Annotated in this window: 18 protein-coding genes; 11 read left to right on the forward strand and 7 right to left on the reverse strand. The window is 73.4% G+C overall.

Features of this window, described 5'->3' with window-relative positions:
- The first annotated feature begins 119 nt into the window (after window positions 1-119).
- Window positions 120-689, forward strand: coding sequence for a hypothetical protein (locus tag ACWDNY_RS06170; RefSeq protein ID WP_451644523.1), 570 nt, complete (start codon window positions 120-122; stop codon window positions 687-689).
- A 15-nt stretch (window positions 690-704) separates the two neighbouring features.
- On the opposite strand, the gene ACWDNY_RS06175 is transcribed toward ACWDNY_RS06170, so the two are convergent.
- The 4 genes from ACWDNY_RS06175 to ACWDNY_RS06190 all read right to left on the reverse strand — a co-directional run bounded on the left by ACWDNY_RS06175 (window position 705) and on the right by ACWDNY_RS06190 (window position 3,532).
- Complete coding sequence (locus ACWDNY_RS06175) at window positions 705-1,325, reverse strand: Maf family protein (RefSeq protein WP_451644524.1); 621 nt, start codon at window positions 1,323-1,325, stop codon at window positions 705-707.
- 31 nt (window positions 1,326-1,356) lie between these two features.
- Window positions 1,357-1,485 carry a morphogenic membrane protein MmpB gene (mmpB, locus tag ACWDNY_RS06180; RefSeq protein ID WP_451644525.1) on the reverse strand — a complete coding sequence of 43 codons (129 nt, stop codon included), beginning with the start codon at window positions 1,483-1,485 and terminating at the stop codon, window positions 1,357-1,359.
- Between the two features lie 236 nt (window positions 1,486-1,721).
- Window positions 1,722-1,931, reverse strand: coding sequence for an acyl-CoA carboxylase epsilon subunit (locus ACWDNY_RS06185; protein WP_451644526.1), 210 nt, complete (start codon window positions 1,929-1,931; stop codon window positions 1,722-1,724).
- Between the two features lie 17 nt (window positions 1,932-1,948).
- Window positions 1,949-3,532, reverse strand: coding sequence for an acyl-CoA carboxylase subunit beta (locus ACWDNY_RS06190; RefSeq protein ID WP_451644527.1), 1,584 nt, complete (start codon window positions 3,530-3,532; stop codon window positions 1,949-1,951).
- Between the two features lie 110 nt (window positions 3,533-3,642).
- On the opposite strand from ACWDNY_RS06190, the gene ACWDNY_RS06195 reads away from it, so the two are divergent.
- The 5 genes from ACWDNY_RS06195 to hutH all read left to right on the forward strand — a co-directional run bounded on the left by ACWDNY_RS06195 (window position 3,643) and on the right by hutH (window position 11,700).
- Window positions 3,643-4,545, forward strand: coding sequence for a biotin--[acetyl-CoA-carboxylase] ligase (locus tag ACWDNY_RS06195; protein ID WP_451644528.1), 903 nt, complete (start codon window positions 3,643-3,645; stop codon window positions 4,543-4,545).
- A gap of 158 nt (window positions 4,546-4,703) precedes the next feature.
- Window positions 4,704-5,831, forward strand: a complete 1,128-nt coding sequence (locus ACWDNY_RS06200; RefSeq protein ID WP_451644529.1) for an adenylate/guanylate cyclase domain-containing protein — start codon at window positions 4,704-4,706, stop codon at window positions 5,829-5,831.
- A 1,876-nt stretch (window positions 5,832-7,707) separates the two neighbouring features.
- Entirely contained in the window at window positions 7,708-8,502 is a 795-nt protein-coding gene (locus tag ACWDNY_RS06205; RefSeq protein WP_451644530.1) for an enoyl-CoA hydratase/isomerase family protein, read from the forward strand.
- Between the two features lie 368 nt (window positions 8,503-8,870).
- Window positions 8,871-10,016, forward strand: coding sequence for a diguanylate cyclase domain-containing protein (locus tag ACWDNY_RS06210; RefSeq protein WP_451644531.1), 1,146 nt, complete (start codon window positions 8,871-8,873; stop codon window positions 10,014-10,016).
- 145 nt (window positions 10,017-10,161) lie between these two features.
- Window positions 10,162-11,700 carry a histidine ammonia-lyase gene (gene hutH / locus ACWDNY_RS06215; protein ID WP_451644546.1) on the forward strand — a complete coding sequence of 513 codons (1,539 nt, stop codon included), beginning with the start codon at window positions 10,162-10,164 and terminating at the stop codon, window positions 11,698-11,700.
- Between the two features lie 82 nt (window positions 11,701-11,782).
- Here hutH and ACWDNY_RS06220 read toward each other — a convergent pair whose 3' ends face one another.
- Window positions 11,783-12,109, reverse strand: coding sequence for an LPXTG cell wall anchor domain-containing protein (locus ACWDNY_RS06220; protein WP_451644532.1), 327 nt, complete (start codon window positions 12,107-12,109; stop codon window positions 11,783-11,785).
- Window positions 12,110-12,218: 109 nt separating this feature from the next.
- On the opposite strand from ACWDNY_RS06220, the gene ACWDNY_RS06225 reads away from it, so the two are divergent.
- Window positions 12,219-12,605, forward strand: a complete 387-nt coding sequence (locus ACWDNY_RS06225) for a hypothetical protein (protein WP_451644533.1) — start codon at window positions 12,219-12,221, stop codon at window positions 12,603-12,605.
- Window positions 12,606-12,807: 202 nt separating this feature from the next.
- Entirely contained in the window at window positions 12,808-14,055 is a 1,248-nt protein-coding gene (locus ACWDNY_RS06230) for a L,D-transpeptidase (RefSeq protein ID WP_451644534.1), read from the forward strand.
- A gap of 150 nt (window positions 14,056-14,205) precedes the next feature.
- On the opposite strand, the gene ACWDNY_RS06235 is transcribed toward ACWDNY_RS06230, so the two are convergent.
- Window positions 14,206-15,159 carry a helix-turn-helix domain-containing protein gene (locus tag ACWDNY_RS06235; RefSeq protein WP_451644535.1) on the reverse strand — a complete coding sequence of 318 codons (954 nt, stop codon included), beginning with the start codon at window positions 15,157-15,159 and terminating at the stop codon, window positions 14,206-14,208.
- A gap of 170 nt (window positions 15,160-15,329) precedes the next feature.
- Here ACWDNY_RS06235 and ACWDNY_RS06240 point away from each other — a divergent pair, with 170 nt between their 5' ends.
- Together ACWDNY_RS06240 and msrA are read left to right on the forward strand one after the other, a co-directional pair.
- On the forward strand, window positions 15,330-16,370 hold the full coding sequence (locus ACWDNY_RS06240; RefSeq protein ID WP_451644536.1) for an NAD(P)-dependent alcohol dehydrogenase: 1,041 nt from the start codon (window positions 15,330-15,332) through the stop codon (window positions 16,368-16,370).
- Window positions 16,371-16,625: 255 nt separating this feature from the next.
- On the forward strand, window positions 16,626-17,138 hold the full coding sequence (gene msrA, locus ACWDNY_RS06245; protein WP_451644537.1) for a peptide-methionine (S)-S-oxide reductase MsrA: 513 nt from the start codon (window positions 16,626-16,628) through the stop codon (window positions 17,136-17,138).
- Between the two features lie 137 nt (window positions 17,139-17,275).
- Here the strand turns inward: msrA and ACWDNY_RS06250 are convergent, their stop codons facing one another.
- Window positions 17,276-18,394, reverse strand: a complete 1,119-nt coding sequence (locus ACWDNY_RS06250; RefSeq protein WP_451644538.1) for a hypothetical protein — start codon at window positions 18,392-18,394, stop codon at window positions 17,276-17,278.
- A 233-nt stretch (window positions 18,395-18,627) separates the two neighbouring features.
- Between ACWDNY_RS06250 and ACWDNY_RS06255 the strand changes: the two genes are divergently transcribed.
- On the forward strand, window positions 18,628-19,782 hold the full coding sequence (locus ACWDNY_RS06255) for a cystathionine gamma-synthase (RefSeq protein ID WP_451644539.1): 1,155 nt from the start codon (window positions 18,628-18,630) through the stop codon (window positions 19,780-19,782).
- The last annotated feature ends 142 nt before the right edge of the window (window positions 19,783-19,924 follow it).

Genomic DNA, 19,924 nt, shown 5'->3' on the forward strand with positions numbered 1-19,924 from the left:
TCTTTGCCGTGCGCATGACCCTTGTCCCCCGGTTTACCGGTGAGTAGCGTCTGGGGAGGCCAGAACATACCTGGGGTAACACGCTCGTCGGAACGGCATGCGGAAGTGGGTGGGGACCGGTGGTGCGCAGGCCGGTGGCGTGGGTGGTGGCGCTCGTGCTGTTCGCCGAGGCGGTCGGCGTCGCGGGACTGAACTGGATGCTCGGGACGATGGTCGACCGGCAGCACATGTCCCTGGCCGGTCTGGACCCGGACGCCATGGCGACGTCCTCGAAGGCCGGCGGGGTGGTCTTCGGGCTGTACTTCGCCGTGTGCGGGCTGGTCGCTCTCCTCGTCGCCCTGCGCGGCCGCCGGCCCGCCGGCTTCGGCCGGGTGCTGCTGATCAGCGCCGCCGTGGTGCACGGGCTGCTCGGCGCGTTCGCGTGGGGCCTGGTGGGCCCGGCCGCGTTCCTGTTCATGATGGTCGTGCTCGGCCTCATCGTCCTGCTGCTGATGACCTACGACCGGGCGGAGGAGGGCCCCGCCGGGGCGGTGCCGGACGACGGGCCGGAGGGCGGCGAGGGCCCCGCGCGCGACGCGGGGAGCGGGAGCGGCCTGCCGGGTCACGGGCCGGCGGAGGGCGGGGCCGGCCGCACGGACGGCGACCACCGCGCCCCGCTCATCCCTCCGGCTGAGCCCAGCGCCCCCTGAGCGCCCCCTTCGCGATCAGTCCCGCGCCGGCGCCCACAAGTCGGTGATGCCCACGCCCAGTTCGGCCAGCAGCCGGCGCACCAGCGGCAGGCTGATGCCGATGACGTTGCCGTGGTCCCCCTCGATGCCGTCGATGAACGGAGCCGAACGGCCGTCGAGGGTGAAGGCGCCGGCGACGTAGAGCGGCTCGCCGGAGGCGACGTACGCGGCGATCTCCTCGTCCGTCGGCTCGCCGAAGTGGACGACGGTGGAGGCGGTGGCGGAGGCGTGGCGCCCGCTGAGCGTGTCCCAGACGCAGTGCCCGGTCTGCAGGGTCCCGGCCCGCCCGCGCATCGCCTTCCAGCGCGCGGTGGCCTCCTCGGCGTCGGCGGGCTTGCCGAGCGGCTGCCCGTCGAGGTCGAGCACCGAGTCGCAGCCGATCACCAGCGCGCCGTGCACCTCGGGCTTGGCCGCCACCACGGAGGCCTTCGCCTCGGCGAGCGCGAGCGCCAGCTCGGCGGGGGTGGGCGCGCTGACCGCGTCCTCGTCGACGCCGCTCACGATCACCTCGGGATGCAGTCCGGCCTGGCGCAGCAGCCCGAGCCGGGCGGGGGACTGGGAGGCGAGCACGAGTCGGCGGCGCGGCTGATCTGTCATGCGGTCAGCGTATCGGCGCGGCGGGACGGGCTCACCTCAGACCGATGACGATCATGGCGAGCACCATGCCGAGGGCCATGAGAACGCCCAGCCGCCGCAACATCTCCTGCGTGTCACGCAGTTCCTCGGGCGGCTCGTTCTCGGGGTCGGACCACAGCATGCCCCCGATCGTCCGGCGGGGACGGGCTTCGGCGCCTGAGTACGCGTACTCAACTTCGACCGCTCCGGCGGACCGCTCCGCGACCCCTGCCCGTCCGGGCCCGGGGCCGCCGTGGCGGCACACGACGCCGGCGGCCGCCCCGGGCCCGGACGGGAGTCCGCCGGGCGGGGCGACCGCCGGCTCCGTCGGGCGAGGGGCGACCGCCGGGGCGTCACCGCCGGTGCCGCGGCGCGGGCTCAGCCCGGCCAGTAGGTGCGGGCCCACGCCGAGGGCCCGGGGCTCGGCACCCGGGACCCGGCGAGGCGGGCCGGGTCCGCCCAGGAGTCGCGCGGTCCGGGCGCGCCGGGCGGCAGGGCGGCCGCCGCCGCGGCGCGCGCCCGGACCACCGCCAGGGCGGCGGCGAGCTCCTCCGGGGTCGGATTGCCTCGTACGACCTTGATCGTCATGTCCGCTCCCAGCAGGCCTAGAGGGGGATGTTGCCGTGCTTCTTCGGAGGCAGGGATTCCCGCTTGGTGCGCAGCTGACGCAGACCGCGCACGATGTGGGCACGGGTGTCGGACGGCATGATGACGGCGTCGACGTAGCCGCGCTCGGCCGCGACGTACGGGTTGAGGAGGGTGTCCTCGTACTCCTGGATGAGCCGCGCCCGCGTCGCGTCGGCGTCCTCCGCCTCGGCGATGGTCCGGCGGTGCAGGATGTTGACCGCGCCCTGCGCGCCCATCACGGCGATCTGCGCGGTCGGCCAGGCCAGGTTCAGGTCGGCGCCCAGGTGCTTGGAGCCCATGACGTCGTACGCGCCGCCGAACGCCTTCCGCGTGATCACCGTGATCAGCGGGACGGTGGCCTCGGCGTAGGCGAAGATCAGCTTCGCGCCGCGGCGGATGATGCCGGTGTGCTCCTGGCCGACACCCGGCAGGAAGCCGGGCACGTCGACGAAGGTCAGCACCGGCACGTTGAAGGCGTCGCACGTGCGCACGAAGCGGGCGGCCTTCTCGGAGGCGTCGATGTCCAGGCAGCCGGCGAACTGCATGGGCTGATTGGCCACGATGCCGACCGGCCGGCCCTCCACCCGCCCGAAGCCGGTGAGGATGTTCGGCGCGAACAGCGGCTGCGTCTCGAAGAACTCGGCGTCGTCGAGAACGTGTTCGATCACCGTGTGCATGTCGTACGGCTGGTTCGCACTGTCCGGGACGAGCGTGTCCAGCTCGAGGTCCTCGGCGCCGACGGCGAGGTCCGCCTCCTCCGGGAAGGCCGGGGGCTCGCTGAGGTTGTTGGACGGCAGGTACGACAGCAGCTGCTTGACGTACTCGATGGCGTCCTTCTCGTCCCCGGCCATGTGGTGGGCCACGCCGGAGGCGGAGTTGTGGGTCCGGGCGCCGCCCAGCTCCTCGAAGCCGACGTCCTCGCCGGTGACCGTCTTGATGACGTCGGGACCGGTGATGAACATGTGCGAGGTCTGGTCGACCATGACCGTGAAGTCGGTGATCGCCGGCGAGTACACCGCACCGCCCGCGCACGGTCCGACGACCAGGCTGATCTGCGGGATCACACCCGAGGCGTGGGTGTTGCGGCGGAAGATCTCACCGTACGCGCCGAGCGAGGCCACGCCCTCCTGGATGCGGGCGCCGCCGGAGTCGTTGATGCCGATGACCGGGCAGCCGGTCTTCAGGGCGAAGTCCATCACCTTGACGATCTTCTGCCCGTACACCTCGCCGAGGGCGCCGCCGAAGACGGTGAAGTCCTGCGAGAACACCGCGACGGGGCGGCCGTCGACGGTGCCGTACCCGGTCACCACGCCGTCGCCGTACGGGCGGTTCTGCTCCAGCCCGAAGTGGGTGGAGCGGTGCCGGGCGAACTCGTCGAGCTCGACGAAGGAGTCCTCGTCGAGCAGCAACTCGATCCGCTCACGTGCCGTCAGCTTGCCCTTGGCGTGCTGCTTCTCGACAGCGCGTTCCGAGCCGGCATGTGTCGCTTCCTGGATACGGCGCTGGAGGTCCGCGAGTTTCCCAGCGGTCGTGTGAATGTCGATCTCTTCCGGCTCGGACATCGGGATGCGGCTCCCTGCCTGCTCAAAAGGGGGGACGGTTACTCATCCGTAGCGTAGTGGGGGCCCCACCGATCGGCAGTGCGGCGTTTACCACACCTAGTGTTACTTGCATGACGCCGCGAGATGCAGCAGACGACAACCCCGGCAACGAACCGGGCCTGAACGGCGGATCCGGCCGGAGCCGCTGGTCCGACCTCGGCCGCCCGCCGCTGAACGCCACGGCGCTGCGTCGGGCGCTGGTGCGCGAGGACGGCCTGTGGTCGGCACTGGACGTGGTGCAGAGCACCGGCTCCACCAACTCCGACCTGGTCGCCCGGGCCACCGCGGGCGGGGTGGCCGAGGGCGCCGTCCTGGTGGCCGAGGAGCAGACGGCCGGGCGCGGCCGGCTGGACCGCCGGTGGACCGCGCCGCCCCGCTCCGGCCTGTTCTTCTCCGTCCTCCTGCGGCCCGGCGGGGTGCCGGTGTCCCGCTGGGGCTGGCTGCCGCTGCTCGCCGGGGTCGCGGTCGCCACCGGCCTGGCCCGCGCGGCCGGCGTGGACACGTCCCTGAAGTGGCCGAACGACCTGCTGGTGACCGTCGGCGGCGAGGAGCGCAAGGCCGGGGGCGTCCTGGCCGAACGGGCCGGGGACGACGCCGTGGTCGTCGGCGTCGGCATCAACGTCTCGCTGCACGCCGACGAGCTGCCGGTCCCGCAGGCCGGCTCCCTGGCCCAGGCCGGCGCCCGCAACACGGACCGTGACCCCCTGCTGCGGGCGGTGCTGCGGTCCCTGGAGGACTGGTACGGGCGCTGGCGTGCCGCCGCTGGCGATCCGGTCGCCAGCGGGCTGCAGGAGACCTACGCGGCGGGCTGTGCCACGCTGGGGCGCATGGTGCGGGCCGAGCTGCCGGGGGACCGGGCGCTCGTCGGGGAGGCGGTCGCGGTGGACGGCGACGGGCGCCTCGTCCTGGCGACGAAGGAGGGCGTGCGGGAGCCCGTGGGCGCCGGCGACATCGTCCATCTGCGCCCGGCGTGAGACACCCCGCGCGTCGCGCGCCGCGGGCCCGTCCCCGCTCCTCAAGACCCAGGTCACCTCACCCCTCGGCGCGACCTGACGGAGTGAGCTGGCGCACACCTGCCGTAGAGTTGAGGCCGGTCGATACCTGACCGTGGCAGATCGGAAGGGCAGCAGGCGTGACCGTCGACGACACGGGCTCCGGCGCGGACGGGGACGGCCGGGTGGACCCCCACGCCGCCGACTCCGGCGAGGACCCTCTCGCTCTGCGTCTGGAGCACCTCATCCTGGGCGCCGACCGGCGCTACACCCCCTTCCAGGCGGCGCGCAGCGCCGGCGTCTCCATGGAGCTCGCCTCCCGTTTCTGGCGGGCCATGGGCTTCCCCGACATAGGGCAGGCCAAGGCGCTCACCGAGGCCGACGTGCTCGCCCTGCGCCGCCTCGCCGGCCTCGTCGAGGCGGGACTGCTCAGCGAGGCCATGGCCGTGCAGGTCGCCCGGTCCACCGGGCAGACCACCGCCCGGCTGGCGGAATGGCAGATGGACTCCTTCCTGGAGGGCCTGACCGAGCCGCCCGAGCCGGGGATGACCCGCACCGAGGTGACGTACCCCATCGTCGAGCTGCTGCTGCCCGAGCTGGAGGAGTTCCTCGTCTACGTCTGGCGCCGCCAGCTCGCCGCGTCCGCCGGCCGCGTCGTGCAGGCCGCCGACGACGCGGAGATGGTCGACCGGCGCCTCGCCGTCGGCTTCGCCGACCTCGTCGGCTTCACCCGGCTGACCCGCCGCATGGAGGAGGAGGAGCTCGGCGAACTCGTCGAGGCCTTCGAGACGACCGCCGCCGACCTGGTGGCCGCGCACGGCGGGCGGCTGATCAAGACCCTCGGCGACGAGGTCCTGTACGCCGCCGACGACGCATGTGTCGCGGCGGAGATCGGGCTGCGCCTGATCGAGACGATGGCGAACGACGAGACGATGCCCGAGCTGCGGGTGGGCATGGCGTTCGGCACGGTCACCACCCGGATGGGCGACGTCTTCGGCACGACCGTCAACCTCGCCTCGCGGCTGACGTCGATAGCCCCGCGGGACGCCGTCCTCGTCGACACCGCCTTCGCCGAGGAGCTGATCCGCACGGGTCAAGCCCCGCCCTCCGAGGCGGCGGCCGCCGAGGCCGCGGCCGCCGCGGAGAAGGAGGGCAAGGAGCCCCCGGCCTACCGGTTCGCCCTGCAGCCGATGTGGCAGCGCCCGGTGCGCGGACTCGGCGTGGTCGAGCCCTGGCTGCTCACCCGGCGGGAGGACAGGACGTCGTGACCCCTGCGTGAGCGCCGCGCTGGTGCGGTGCACGAGCCTGGCGCGGACGTGAACGGATCGCGGATGGCGAGTGGCGCGCGGGCGGGTCGCGGCACGCGGTCGGTGACGGCGGCCGGTGCTCAGCGGCCGGACGCCCCGTGCCCCACGTCCACGCACAGCCCGATGATCGGCAGGCACAGTCCCGGGCTGCCCGGCGGTGGGGCGGAGGAGTGCGTGCCCGGACCCGGTGCCGTCCGGTCCGGTGCGGAAGGCGGGGCCGGGCGCGGCTCGGGAGCCGAGGCGGCGGGCGGCCGGGGTGTCGTCACGGGGGCGTGCGGCGCGTCCGGGGCCTCGGACAGGGGCGTGCCGCCGGGCGGGTACGACGGGCGCGCGGCCGTGGCAGGGGACGACGACGCGGCCGGTGCCGCGCCCGTGCCCGGGACCGGTTGGGAGCGCTGCCCGCCGGGGACGGCGGTCGCCGAGGGCAGGTCCGCGGGACCGGGGGTGACGGCGGCGGCCGAGGTGCCGGATCCGTGCGTCACCCTGCCGTGGCCCGGCAGAGGCTCGGCCTCGGCCGCGCCCGGACCGCCGAACCCGGACTCGGGCGCCAGCCGTACGAGGCTCAGTGCACCGGCGGCGAGAGCGAGGCCCCCGGCGACGAGCAGCGCCTTGCGGTGTCGGGGGCGGCGGTGACGCCCCCGCCCCCGCGGGCTTCCGAACGGGACGCGAACGCCGGCCCCGCAGGTGACGGTGGCGACCGCTTCGGCGGTACGGCCCTCGCCGCGGGGGGCGTCACCGGACCGCACGTCGCCGGCCGCGGGCGCCTCGGGCTCCGGACGCCCGTCCGAGGGGGGCTCGGCGCGGGAGCCTTCGGTGTCCCTGGTGCCCTCACCCGTGACGCCGGCTCGCCGCCGGATCGGCGTGGCCGGGGCCCCGGCGGGCGTGCCGTCGCCGGGGGCGCCCCGGAGGGCGTGTCGGCTGCGGGCTCGCCCGCCCGCGGCCGGACCGTCGCAGGGTTGCGCGCCTGGGGTCGGACTGTCGCCAGGTTGCCTGCCTGGGGTAGGACCGTCGCAGGGTTGCGGGCCTGCGGCCGGACCGTGGCTGCGCTGCGGGCGCGTACCCGGACCGTCGCAGGGCTCCGGGTGTGGGGCTGGACCGGCGCAGGGGTGCGGGCTCGTGGCCGGGCCGTCACAGGGCTCCGGGTCTGGAACTGGACCGGCGCAGGACTGCGGGCCTGCGGCCGGAGCCGATCCGGCGTCGGGCTCTCCTGGGCCGGCGGGTCCGGTCTGCGGGGTCTCACGCGGCGAGCCTCCGGCCCGTATCGTCCCGGGTTCGGCGCTCTGGGCGCGTGAGCCCGGCGCGTCCGTTCCCTCGCCCCGGCCGTGCTCCGCCCGTGCCCTTCTCCTGCGGACGTCGTCGGCGCCCGCACCGACGTCGTTCTCCGCGGTCGCCCCGTAGGGCGGGCCCCCCGTGCCGGCCACGTCCCCGGCGCTCCTCGCCCCGGTGGCGCCGTCCTCCGCGCCGCCGGGCCCGGCACCCCCGTTCGCCTCGGCCCCCGCTCCAGTGGGCGGCACGCCCCGCGTGCCGCGTGTCCCGGAGCCCCTGGTGTCCCGCGCTCTGGTCGTGTCCGTGGTCATCGCGATCCCTCCCCGGTGCGCTCGCGCCCCCGATGCGCCGCGGCGGACGCACGCTATGCGCTCCCGTGGGGCTTCGGTGTCGGATGGGCGGGGATGTCACTCGAACGGGTAATCGGTCCTGGACACGAAGGGCCGCTCTGCCAGGGCCGGCCCCGCCGACCGCCTCCCACCCGCTCCCCCTGACGGCCCTTCCCTCGACCGGCGCGCGGCTGCGATGATCGGGGCACGTGTTGTTAACCCGCGTTAACCGGGAGGGTGTCATGAGCGAGGAGCGGTTCGGGGAGTTCGTGCTGGTGCGGCGGCACGACCATGTCGCGGAGCTCGTCCTCGACCGGCCCAAGGCCATGAACGCCGTGTCGACCGACATGGCCCGCTCGATCACCGCGGCGTGCTCCGCGCTCGCCGCCGACCGGGACGCGCGCGTGGTCGTGCTGACGTCGTCGCACGAGCGGGCGTTCTGCGTCGGTGCCGATCTGAAGGAGCGCAACTCCTTCAGCGACGCCGACCTGGTGCGGCAGCGGCCCGTCGCGCGCGGGGCGTACACCGGCGTACTGGAACTGCCGATGCCGACGATCGCGGCGGTGCACGGGTACGCGCTCGGTGGCGGGTTCGAGCTGGCGCTGTCCTGCGACGTGATCGTGGCCGACCGTACCGCCCTGGTGGGGCTCCCCGAGGTGTCCGTGGGCGTCATCCCCGGGGGCGGCGGCACGCAGTTGCTGCCGCGCCGGGTGGGGGCGGCGCGGGCGGCCGAGCTGATCTTCACCGCGCGCAGGGTGGAGGCCGCGGAGGCGCGCGAGCTGGGACTGGTGGACCAGCTCGTGGACGAGGGGCGGGACCGGGAGGAGGCGCTGGCGCTGGCCGCCCGGATGGCGGCGAACTCGCCGGTCGGGCTGCGGGCGGCCAAGCGGGCGCTGCGGCTGGGACACGGGATGGACCTGCGGGCCGGACTCGAGGTCGAGGACGCCGCCTGGCGGGCGGTGGCGTTCTCCGGGGACCGTGCCGAGGGAGTGGCGGCGTTCAACGAGAAGCGTCCGGCCCGCTGGCCGGGCGAGTGACCGCAGCGCTGTGGCCGGGCGAGTGACCGGGAGCGTCCTCGGCGCCGGGCGCGCACCCGGGAGCGGGGCGGCCGAGCGCCGGTCGTGACGGGCCGGGACCGGGGCGGCGGAGCGCCTGCCGGGTGGCGGCTCGCAAGGCGGGCGGGTGAAGGACCGGGCGGCGGCTCGCAGGCGGGCGGGTGAAGGACCGGGTGGCGGCTCGCAGGCGGGCCGGCGGAGCACCGGGCGGCCGGCTGTCGCCGGTGCCGTGGGGCGGCCCGCGCTCGGTCGGCGCGGGGATCCGGACCGTGTCGGCGGCGTCCCGTGAGGGGCGCCCCGTCAGCCGCCCAAATGCCCCATGTGCAGCAAAACGTCCCTAACCTGGGGTAATGGGCGACAACAGGCGGCTGGCCGCCGTGGTGGCACTGGCGCAGGGCATGGCCGCGACGCACACCCCGCGTGACTCCTGGCGGGCGGCGGCGCTCGGCGCGTGCCGGGCGCTGGCCGGCAGCTTCGCCGCGCTGTCGGTCTGGGAACGGGACCGCGGGCGGCTGCGCGTCCTCGTGAACGTGGGGGACAGATCGCCCGAGGAGGAGGAGTTCCCGGAGGACGAGACCTATCCGGTGCACCAGTTCCCGGAGATCACCGAGTTCCTGCACGAGCGGTGGGCCGCGGGCGGCGAGCCGAACGCCTGGGTCGAGACCGCGGCCGGCCCGGCCGCCGGCCACTCCGGCTACTGCCACCAGCGTGTCGCCGCGCTGCGGCGGCGCGGACGCGGCTCCTGCGTGGTCGCGCCGATCGTGCTGCACGGGCGCGCCTGGGGTGAGCTCTACGTCGCCCGCTCCGCCGGTGCCCCCGCCTTCGACCGGGATGACGCCGACTTCGCCACGGTGCTGGCCGCCGTCGTCGCGGCGGGCATGGCGCAGACCGAGCAGGTGCAGGAGGCCCGCCGGCTGGCGTTCACCGATGCGCTCACCGGGCTCGCCAACCGGCGCGCGGTCGATGTGCGGCTCGAGGAGGCCGTCGAGCGGCACCGCCGGGACGGTGCCGTCGTCACTCTGGCCGTCTGCGACCTGAACGGGCTCAAGCGGGTCAACGACACGTTCGGGCACGCCGTCGGCGACCGGCTCCTGGAACGGTTCGGGTCGGTGCTGTCCCTGTGCGGCGCGATGGTGCCCGGGGCCCTGGCCGCGCGGCTCGGCGGCGACGAGTTCTGCCTGCTCGCGGTGGGCGCGCCCGCCGACGAGGTGGTGAAGGCGGTCGACGAGCTGTGCCGCCGGGCGACCGAGCTGGAGCTGGGGGAGGGGGTCGCCTGCGGGATCGCCTCGACCGAGGGCGCCGTCGGGCCGGTGCGCTCGGCCCGACGGCTGTTCCGTCTCGCCGACGCCGCGCAGTACCGGGCCAAGGCGCTGCGCGCCGACAGGCCGGTCGTCGCCGGGCGTGAGGGGCCCGGTGATCCCGTCGTCCGCCTCGCCGACGAGCCGTCGCCCGGCGCCCCGTCCGAACGCCGCCGCTTCCGCGGCCGCCGGCCCTGACGCGCCACGGCGGGTGGTTCCGGGGCTTCCCGGGCATGCCGCGGGCGGTGACCGCGCCCCGACCGGCCTACCCTCCGGTAAGGGGCGTACCCGTCCCCCGGTGGTGACACCAGGGAATTCACTGCGTACGCTCCTGAATATGGATATGCACACTGTGGTGGTGGGGACGTCCGGCGTCACCGCGTCCGACGTTCTCGCCGTGGCGCGCGGCGGCGCCCGGGTCGAACTCTCCGAGGAGGCGGTGGCCGCCCTCGCGGCGGCCCGGGAGATCGTGGACGCGCTGGCGGCCAAGCCGGACCCGGTCTACGGCGTCAGCACCGGCTTCGGCGCGCTGGCGACCCGGCACATCAGCCAGGAACTGCGCACCCAGCTCCAGCGCAACATCGTCCGCTCGCACGCCGCCGGGATGGGACCGCGGGTGGAGCGCGAGGTCGTGCGGGCGCTGATGTTCCTGCGGCTCAAGACGGTCTGCTCCGGGCACACCGGCGTACGCCCCGAGGTCGCGCGGACCATGGCCGACGTCCTGAACGCCGGCATCACCCCGGTCGTGCACGAGTACGGTTCCCTCGGCTGCTCCGGCGACCTCGCCCCGCTCTCCCACTGCGCCATGACGCTGATGGGCGAGGGCGACGCCGAGGGCCCCGACGGCGTCGTCCGTCCCGCCGGTGAACTGCTCGCCGCGCACGGCATCCAGCCGGTCGAGCTGCGGGAGAAGGAGGGGCTGGCCCTCCTCAACGGCACCGACGGCATGCTCGGCATGCTCGTCATGGCCCTCGCCGACCTCGACACCCTCTACAAGTCCGCCGACGTCACCGCCGCCCTCAGCCTGGAGGCGCTTCTCGGCACGGACAAGGTCCTCGCCCCCGAGCTGCACGCCATCCGCCCGCACCCGGGCCAGGGCGCCAGCGCCGCCAACATGCTGGCCGTGCTGAGGGGTTCGGAGCTGACGGGGCACCACCAGGACGACGCCCCCCGGGTCCAGGACGCCTACTCCGTGCGCTGCGCCCCGCAGGTCGCGGGCGCCGGGCGGGACACCCTCGCCCACGCCCGGCTCGTCGCCGAGCGCGAACTCGCCTCCGCCGTCGACAACCCCGTCGTCCTGCCCGACGGCCGGGTGGAGTCCAACGGCAACTTCCACGGCGCGCCGGTGGCTTACGTCCTCGACTTCCTCGCCATCGCCGTGGCCGACCTCGGCTCCATCGCCGAGCGCCGTACCGACCGGCTGCTCGACAAGAACCGCAGCCACGGCCTGCCGCCGTTCCTCGCCGACGACGCCGGTGTCGACTCGGGGCTGATGATCGCCCAGTACACGCAGGCCGCGCTGGTCAGTGAGATGAAGCGGCTCGCGGTCCCCGCCTCCGCAGACTCGATCCCCTCCTCCGCCATGCAGGAGGACCACGTCTCCATGGGCTGGTCCGCGGCGCGCAAGCTGCGGACGGCCGTCGGCAACCTGGCCCGGGTGCTCGCCGTCGAGCTGTACGCCGCCACCCGCGCCGTCGAGCTGCGCGAGGGGCTGACCCCGGCCCCGGCGACGCGCGCCGTCATCGAGGCCGCGCGGGACGCGGGAGTGGGCGGGCCCGGCCCGGACCGGTTCCTGGCGCCCGACCTCGCCGCCGCGGAGGCCTTCGTGCGCGACGGGGGGCTCGTCGCCGCCGTGGAGACGGTCACCGGCCCGCTGCGCTGAGCCGTCCGGTGCCCCTTCCGGCGACGGGGCCCCGGGTCCTCCGCCCGCCTTGCGAGGGGAGGGCGGGGAAGCCGGACCGGCGTCAGAAACCGAGGCGTTCCCGGCGCACCGAATAGACCACGAACCCGGCCCCGAGCGTCAGGAACAGCGTGCCGCCCACGACGTAGGGGGTGGTGTCGAAGCTTCCGGTGTCGGCGAGTTCGGTGCCGCCGCCGGACTGCGCGCCGGACGCGTCGGTGGCCGTGGACGCGGCCCCCGCCCGCACCGTGACCTGAGTGGTCGGCGCCGCCGGGGCGGCCTCTCTCGCCGGCGCCTCCACCGTCGCGTTCGCGGACGGGACGAACCACAGGGCGCCCAGCAGGGTGCCCGCGGTGGTGGCGGTCAGCAACGTACGGCGAGCGGATGACACGGAATATCGATCCCCTTGTGGCGCTGGCGAATTGGCCGTGCGAGGTGATGTTAGTGAAGGTCGCGGGTCACAGGAAAGTCACGGGAGGTTTGAGCCGTACGCTCACCGCATGAGCACTCCAGAGACATCGCGCTTTGTCCGCCTCCGCGTTGAGCTCGTCGTCGCGGTCGACGACGAGGACGCCGTCACCCGGGCCGCCCGGCAACGCGTCGCCGACGAGGCCGAAAACGGTGACATGTCCGCGGAAGAACGGGTACACGCCCACCGGACTGTGACGGAAGACACCGCGGAAGCCCTCGCCTATCTCGTGGACCCGTTCGCGCTGGTGGGAGAGGTGCCCGGGGTGGAACTGCAGCAGGCCTCCTGGTCCAGCGAGCGGATCGACTACGATCCCGACGCTCCGGACTGGGACGTCGACGAGGATGATGTCGACGAGGACCGCGACGACGAAGGGATCGACGAGGGCGCCACGGAGTACCGCGGCCATCCCGGCTGACGCCGCCCGGATCAGGGCGACCCCGGGGGCAACCGCCACCCGGGGTTTCGTCGTCTCACTTCACGCACCGGCCCGGGCCGGTGGGCGTGGCGTGTGCCACACCCGCACGGCCCGGGGAACGGGACGAACCGGTCGTAACGTTGATGGTCCTCAGCGGGGGACTCGGGGTTTTGGGGATTCGGCGACGATGGAGAAATGTGTGATGACGAACAGTAAGCGGCGCAAGCGTCTGATGACCGCGTCCGCACTGCTCGGTGGTGTTCTGGTACTCACGGCGTGTTCCGGCGGCGACACGGGCGCCACCGACGGGAACAAGGACTCCTCACAGGCCAGCGCCGACAAGGCGGCGGCCCGGCAGACCTCCGAGGCCCAGATCAAGATCACACCCGCGGACGGCTCCGACAACGCCTCCATCAACAGCGCCGCCGCCGTCACCGTCGCCAAGGGCACGCTGTCCGAGGTGACGATGACCAGCACCGACGGCAAGACCGTCGACGGCCGGATATCTCCCGACAAGAAGAGCTGGAAGCCCAGCGGCCAGCTGGAGCGCGCCACGACCTACCGGATCACGGCGACCGCCACGGACGCCAAGGGCCGTGCCGCCCACGAGAACGCCTCGTTCACCACGGTCGCCCCGGCGCACAGCTTCATCGGCACCTTCACGCCGGACAACGGCTCCACGGTCGGCGTCGGCATGCCCGTGTCGATCAACTTCGACAAGGCGATCACCAACAAGGCGGCCGTCCAGAAGGGCGTCACGGTCACCTCCAGCAGCGGCCAGGAGGTCGCCTGCCACTGGTTCAGCGCCAACCGCATGGACTGCCGGCCCCAGGACTACTGGAAGGAGAACTCCACCGTCACGCTGAAGCTCGCGCTCGACCGTGTCGAGGGCGCCCAGGGCGTCTACGGCGTGCAGCAGAAGACGGTCACCTTCCACATCGGCCGCAACCAGGTCTCCTACGTCGACGCGAAGACCAAGCAGATGAAGGTCACTCAGAACGGCAACGTCGTCAAGACCATCCCGATCTCCGCCGGCTCGCCCGACAACAAGACGTACCAGGGCCAGATGGTGATCTCCGAGAAGTTCAAGCAGACCCGGATGGACGGTGCGACCGTCGGCTTCACCGACGACGACGGCAAGGGCGAGTACGACATCAAGGACGTGCCGCACGCCATGCGCCTGAGCACCTCCGGCACCTTCATCCACGGCAACTACTGGGGCTCCCCCTCCGTCTTCGGCAACGTCAACACCAGCCACGGCTGCGTGGGTCTGCAGGACAAGAAGGGCGCCGACGACCCCGGCACGCCGGCCGCGTGGTTCTACGACAACTCGATCGTCGGTGACGTCGTGGTCGTCTCCAACACCGGTGACAAGACCGTCGCCCCCGACAACGGCCTCAACGGCTGGAACATGAGCTGGGACGAGTGGAAGGCCGGCTCCGCCGTCTGACCCCGCCTCACACCCCGTGCCGATGCCGCCTCCCAGGAGGCGGCATCGGTGTTCTCACGGCGTCCGGCTCACCCGGGTGCGCGGCGGCGCGGTCCTCCGCACCGCGGCGCCGACGCCGCGGTCGGACCTCGGCGCCGACGCGGCCGCCGGTCAGCTCCCGGTGCCCGCCCGGGTGGCGTCCGTACCCCAGCTGGCCAGCAGGCGCAGGGCCTCCGCCGACGGTGAGGCCGGCTCGGCGTGGTACACGAGCAGGGACTGCTCGCTGTCGTCGGGGAGCCTGAACGACTCGTACTGCAGGACCAGTTCACCGACGAGCGGATGACGCAGGCGCTTGACGCCGTGACTCTTCTCCTTGACGTCGTGCTTGGCCCACAGCCGGCGGAAGTCCTCGCTCTTGACCGACAGCTCGCCCACCAGCGCCGACAGCCGCGGATCGTCCGGACAGCAGCCCGCCTCCATGCGCAGCGCGCAGACGATGTCGATCGCCTTCTGCTCCCAGTCCACGTACAGATCCCGGTAGCAGGCGTCGAGGAAGACCAGCCGCGCCCAGTTGCGGTCCTGCACGGGCAGCTCCGACCAGTCGCCGAAGACCGCCGCCGTCATCCGGTTCCAGGCCAGGATCTCCGCCCGGCGGCCCACGATGTAGGCCGGCACCCCGTCCAGCGTGTCCAGCAGCCGGCGCAGCGACGTCCGCACCTGCTGGGTACGCACCGCCGCCTTCTTCTTGTGCTTCGGCTTCGGCTTGGCCAGGTGCGTCAGGTGCGCGTGCTCGGCGTCGGTCAGCCGCAGCGCGCGGGCGATCGAGTCGAGCACCTCCGCCGACACGTTCCGCCCGTTGCCCTGCTCCAGGCGCGTGTAGTACGCCACCGACACCCCGGCCAGCCGGGCCAGCTCCTCCCGGCGCAGCCCCGGCACCCGGCGCTGCCGGCCGTAGTCCGGCAGACCGACGTCCTGCGGCGTCAGTCGGGCGCGCCGGGTACGCAGGAACTCGCTGAGCTCGGCCCGCCGGTCCAGCCCACCACCGGTGTCCTCACCGGCTGCGGCGGACGCGTCTGCGGCGAAGCCGGTGGCCGGCTCGGGCGCGGTGTCGGGCTGGGAGTCCATGCGCCCAGTATTCACGGTCGTACGCACACGAGCCTGACCCCGCCAGTGGTACGCACCGGGAACGTAGGCAAAGGCGGAACCTGGGTGATTCCCCGGTCGCCGGGCAGTCTGAAGACCGTGCCCGGCCGGAAGGCGGCCGGGAGCGGACAACACCGAGGAGAACCCTTCGTATGACCACTGTCGCCGCGTACGCCGCACCCGCCGCGAAGGCCCCGCTGGAGCGCACCACCATCGAGCGCCGTGCCGTCGGCGAGTCCGATGTGCAGATCGACATCAAGTTCGCCGGTATCTGCCACTCCGACATCCACCAGGCCCGCGAGGGCTGGGGTGAGGCGATCTTCCCGATGGTCCCGGGTCACGAGATCGCCGGTGTCGTCTCCGAGGTGGGGCCGGGCGTGACCAGGTTCCAGGTCGGCGACCGCGTGGGCGTCGGCTGCATGGTCGACTCCTGCCGCGAGTGCGACAACTGCAAGGCCGGCCTGGAGCAGTACTGCGCCAACGGCGCGACGATGACGTACAACGGCATCGGCAGGGACGGGCAGCCCACCCACGGCGGCTACTCGGAGAAGATCGTCGTCGACGAGAACTACGTCGTGCGCATCCCCGACGGCCTGTCCCTCGACGTCGCCGCGCCGCTGCTGTGCGCCGGCATCACCACGTACTCCCCGCTCCGCCACTGGAACGCCGGCCCGGGCAAGAAGGTCGCCGTCCTCGGCATGGGCGGCCTCGGCCACATGGCCGTGAAGATCGCGCACGCGCTCGGCGCCGAGGTGACCGTCCTGTCCCAGTCCCTGCGCAAGAAGGACGACGGCCTGAAGCTGGGCGCGGACCACTACTACGCCACCAGCGACCCGAAGACCTTCGAGGAGCTGGCCGGCACCTTCGACCTGATCGTCTCCACGGTCTCCGCCCCGCTGGACTTCGGCGCGTTCCTGTCGCTGCTGCGCACGGACGGTGCCCTGGTCAACGTGGGCGCCCCCGAGGAGCCCATCTCCCTCAACCTGTTCTCGGTCATCGGCGGCCGCAAGACGCTGGCCGGCTCCAGCATCGGCGGCATCGCCGAGACCCAGGAGATGCTCGACTTCTGCGCCGAGCACGGCATCGGCGCCGAGATCGAGCTCGTCCGCGCCGAGGAGATCAACGAGGCGTACGAGCGGGTGCTCGCCAGCGACGTCCGCTACCGCTTCGTGATCGACACGGCGACCATCTGAGCCGGACGGCGACGCCCGGAGGCACCCCGCGCCACGGGGTGCCCCCTGGCCGGCGGTCCCGCCCCGACGCGTCAGGAGACCGCCACACCAGGCCTTCGGCCGGTCTGCCCGTGGCCTGACCACGAAGGCCCCCACCGCCCGGCCCGGACGGCAGGACGGAATCGCTGGGAACCCTCATGCGTTCAAGGCAGTGGGCGCAGCACGCCGATGGTGTGTGAGCCGAGTGGCCGAGATGACAAGTATTGGAGGGGCCCAATGGCTGCGCAGACGCAGAGGGCAGTGCTGGCGGGTGGATGTTTCTGGGGGATGCAGGACCTGATCCGCCGGCTCCCGGGCGTGACGGCGACCCGGGTCGGATACACCGGGGGTGACGTGCCGAACGCGACGTACCGCAACCACGGCACGCACGCGGAGGCCATCGAGATCCTCTTCGACCCCGCCGAGACGGACTACCGCGCGATCCTGGAGTTCTTCTTCCAGATCCACGACCCGAGCACCAGGAACCGCCAGGGCAACGACATCGGCGTCAGCTACCGCTCGGCGATCTACTACGTGGACGACGAGCAGAAGCGGATCGCCGAGGACACGATCGCGGACGTGGACGCCTCCGGCCTGTGGCCGGGCAAGGTCGTCACCGAGGTGCAGCCGGTCGGCCCGTTCTGGGAGGCCGAGCCCGAGCACCAGGACTACCTGCAGCGTTACCCGGACGGCTACACCTGCCACTTCCCCCGCCCGGGATGGCGACTGCCCGCCCGCGCGGAGGGCTGATCCCCCGGACGGCCCCCGAACGGTCCTGAGGGTGGGCTCCGCTCCAGGCGGAGCCCACCCTCATCGGATCACCGCCGCTCGGGCGGTCAGCGTCCCACCCGACCGCGAAGGACCACGGGACCTTCCGAGCGGTCCTCTCAGTGCGGGAGTGTCGCCGGGCTGCCGCCGTTGGCCTCGTAGCCTGCCACCGCCAGGGCCCGATAGACGGCGAACTCCGCCGCCGGGTCCTCCGACAGGGTCCACGGCAGGGCGCCCACGTGGCCGTCGACGTGCATCAGCTGGTTCATGGCCTCCGCCCAGCGCTCCGAGCGCACCAGGAAGAAGACCAGCAGGTGCCGGACGTGCGCCGCCACCGGGTCGTCGGAGCGGGCCCCCTGTACCGCGAAGAGCGCGCCGTGGACCGCCTTCGTCACGACTTCGCTCTGGTAGAAGCCGCTGACCAGGTTCACCTCGGGGAGGTGCTCGAAGACCGCGAAGAGGGGCATGGCCGCCAGGAGCGATCCCCGGGGAGCGCGGGCGGCCGCCGCCTGGGCGAACTCCATCGCCAGTTCCCGGGAGCCGTGCCACTTCTGGCACCAGTAGTGCAGGGCGGCCAGGTGCGCGCCCATGTGGGCCGGCGCCCGGTCCAGGATCTTCAGCCAGAGCTTCTCGAACTCGCCCCGGGAGTACGCCAGCCCGCGCGCCACCGACAGCTCGACGATGTACGGGACCGGGTCGCCGGGGGCCAGCAGTGCCGCCTGGCCGCAGGCGTCCCTGGCCTCCTCCATGATGATCCGGAAGTCGTCCGTCCCCGGTGCCGACGTCCGCCACGCCTGCTGCACCAGGAACTCGGCGTGCACCGCCGCGCCCCCCGGGTCCTTGGGCGCCTCTGCCCGCCACACCCTGAGCCACTGCCCGCCGGGCGTCTCGCTGACCCCACCCGGCCGCTCCTGCAGCTCCAGCGCCGCGGCACCGGCGAAGGCCTGCACGCGCTGCCAGCGCAGTTCGCCCTCCGCCTCCGTGCCCGCGAGAAGCTGGGACGCGGCGCGGTGGTCCTGGGTGCGCCGCACCACCTCGAGGACGTCCAGCAGGTCCTGGTCGGGACCGGGCAGACGGACGTCCAGCTCCTCCTGGCGGACGAATCCGTAGGTCGCCGGGTCCGCGGCGTCCGGGTGCCCGGGCGGGACCTGCGCGATGACTCCACGCCGGCGCCTGAGCAGGGGAAGCAGCACGAAGCCCAGCATGACCAGCGCCATCAGGACCCAGAGAATCTCCATGTCCCCAGCGTTCCAGACCGTGCCGACAATTGGCCAACCCGTGCCGCGAACCTGTGGATAACGGTTCCATGGGCGCCTCTCGGTGGCGATCGGCGGCGCTCCTTCGGCGGCGGTCGGCGGCGGTCGGCGGTCGGTGGTCCGTGGCGGGCGGCGGGCGGTCGGGGCGGGGAGGACGCCTTGGCCCGGCGGCGCCGTGCGCCACTCGCTCCGCGGGCGCACTACCCTCGGTGCCCATGAGCGACAGGCACATCAGTCAGCACTTCGAGACCCTCGCGATCCACGCGGGCAACACCGCCGACCCGGCGACCGGCGCGGTCGTCCCGCCGATCTACCAGGTCTCGACCTACAAGCAGGACGGCGTGGGCGGCCTGCGCGGCGGCTACGAGTACAGCCGCAGCGCCAATCCGACCCGCACGGCCCTCGAGGAGAACCTCGCCGCCCTGGAGGGCGGCCGCCGCGGCCTCGCGTTCGCGTCCGGACTGGCGGCCGAGGACTGCCTGCTGCGTACGCTCCTCTCGCCCGGTGACCACGTCGTCATCCCCAACGACGCGTACGGCGGAACGTTCCGCCTCTTCGCCAAGGTCGTCGCCCGGTGGGGCGTGGAGTGGTCGGTCGCCGACAGCAGCGACCCGGCGGCCCTGCGCGCCGCGATGACCCCGAAGACCAAGGTCGTGTGGGTGGAGACCCCCTCCAACCCGCTGCTCGGCATCACCGACATCGCCGCCGTCGCCCAGATCGCCCGGGACGGGGGCGCCAGGCTCGTCGTCGACAACACCTTCGCGACGCCGTACCTGCAGCAGCCCCTCAGCCTCGGTGCGGACGTGGTCGTGCACTCGCTGACCAAGTACATGGGCGGCCACTCCGACGTCGTGGGCGGCGCGCTGATCGTCGAGGACGCGGCGCTGGGCGAGGAGCTCGCGTTCCACCAGAACGCGATGGGCGCGGTCGCGGGACCGTTCGACTCCTGGCTGGTGCTGCGGGGCACCAAGACGCTCGCGGTGCGCATGGACCGGCACAGCGAGAACGCCACGAAGGTCGCCGAGCTGCTGTCGCGGCACCCGCGCGTGACGAGCGTGCTCTACCCGGGCCTGCCCGAGCACCCCGGGCACGAGATCGCCGCGAAGCAGATGAAGGCGTTCGGCGGCATGGTGTCCTTCCGGGTCGACGGCGGCGAGGAGGCGGCCGTCGAGGTCTGCAACCGCGCCCGGGTCTTCACGCTCGGCGAGTCGCTCGGCGGAGTCGAGTCGCTGATCGAGCACCCGGGACGCATGACGCACGCCTCCGCGGCCGGTTCCGCCCTGGAGGTCCCCGGCGATCTGGTCCGCCTGTCGGTGGGCATCGAGAACGTCGACGACCTGGTGGAGGACCTGAAGCAGGCCCTCGGCTAGTGCCGCGGCAGGCAACGTTCGCCCCGTCGCGACGCCCGGCACGCCCTCTCGCCGCACCGGCCGGAAGCCCGAGTACATCCAGTACGAGGGCGTCCGGCCGGCACGCCGAGAGCACGCACCGGACGCCACTCCTTGACGGGCA

This window comes from Streptomyces sp. NPDC003697 (genome assembly GCF_053587115.1).

Excerpts from the sequence above, each read along its gene's own strand:
- ACWDNY_RS06210 (WP_451644531.1), top strand. The coding sequence starts at position 8,871 with ATGGGCGACAACAGGCGGCTGGCCGCCGTGGTGGCACTGGCGCAGGGC.
- ACWDNY_RS06230 (WP_451644534.1), top strand. The coding sequence starts at position 12,808 with ATGACGAACAGTAAGCGGCGCAAGCGTCTGATGACCGCGTCCGCACTG.
- hutH (WP_451644546.1), top strand. The coding sequence starts at position 10,162 with ATGCACACTGTGGTGGTGGGGACGTCCGGCGTCACCGCGTCCGACGTT.
- ACWDNY_RS06205 (WP_451644530.1), top strand. The coding sequence starts at position 7,708 with ATGAGCGAGGAGCGGTTCGGGGAGTTCGTGCTGGTGCGGCGGCACGAC.
- ACWDNY_RS06240 (WP_451644536.1), top strand. The coding sequence starts at position 15,330 with ATGACCACTGTCGCCGCGTACGCCGCACCCGCCGCGAAGGCCCCGCTG.
- ACWDNY_RS06235 (WP_451644535.1), bottom strand. The coding sequence starts at position 15,159 with ATGGACTCCCAGCCCGACACCGCGCCCGAGCCGGCCACCGGCTTCGCC.
- mmpB (WP_451644525.1), bottom strand. The coding sequence starts at position 1,485 with ATGCTGTGGTCCGACCCCGAGAACGAGCCGCCCGAGGAACTGCGTGAC.
- ACWDNY_RS06185 (WP_451644526.1), bottom strand. The coding sequence starts at position 1,931 with ATGACGATCAAGGTCGTACGAGGCAATCCGACCCCGGAGGAGCTCGCC.
- ACWDNY_RS06225 (WP_451644533.1), top strand. The coding sequence starts at position 12,219 with ATGAGCACTCCAGAGACATCGCGCTTTGTCCGCCTCCGCGTTGAGCTC.
- ACWDNY_RS06195 (WP_451644528.1), top strand. The coding sequence starts at position 3,643 with ATGACGCCGCGAGATGCAGCAGACGACAACCCCGGCAACGAACCGGGC.
- ACWDNY_RS06190 (WP_451644527.1), bottom strand. The coding sequence starts at position 3,532 with ATGTCCGAGCCGGAAGAGATCGACATTCACACGACCGCTGGGAAACTC.
- ACWDNY_RS06175 (WP_451644524.1), bottom strand. The coding sequence starts at position 1,325 with ATGACAGATCAGCCGCGCCGCCGACTCGTGCTCGCCTCCCAGTCCCCC.
- ACWDNY_RS06255 (WP_451644539.1), top strand. The coding sequence starts at position 18,628 with ATGAGCGACAGGCACATCAGTCAGCACTTCGAGACCCTCGCGATCCAC.
- msrA (WP_451644537.1), top strand. The coding sequence starts at position 16,626 with ATGGCTGCGCAGACGCAGAGGGCAGTGCTGGCGGGTGGATGTTTCTGG.
- ACWDNY_RS06250 (WP_451644538.1), bottom strand. The coding sequence starts at position 18,394 with ATGGAGATTCTCTGGGTCCTGATGGCGCTGGTCATGCTGGGCTTCGTG.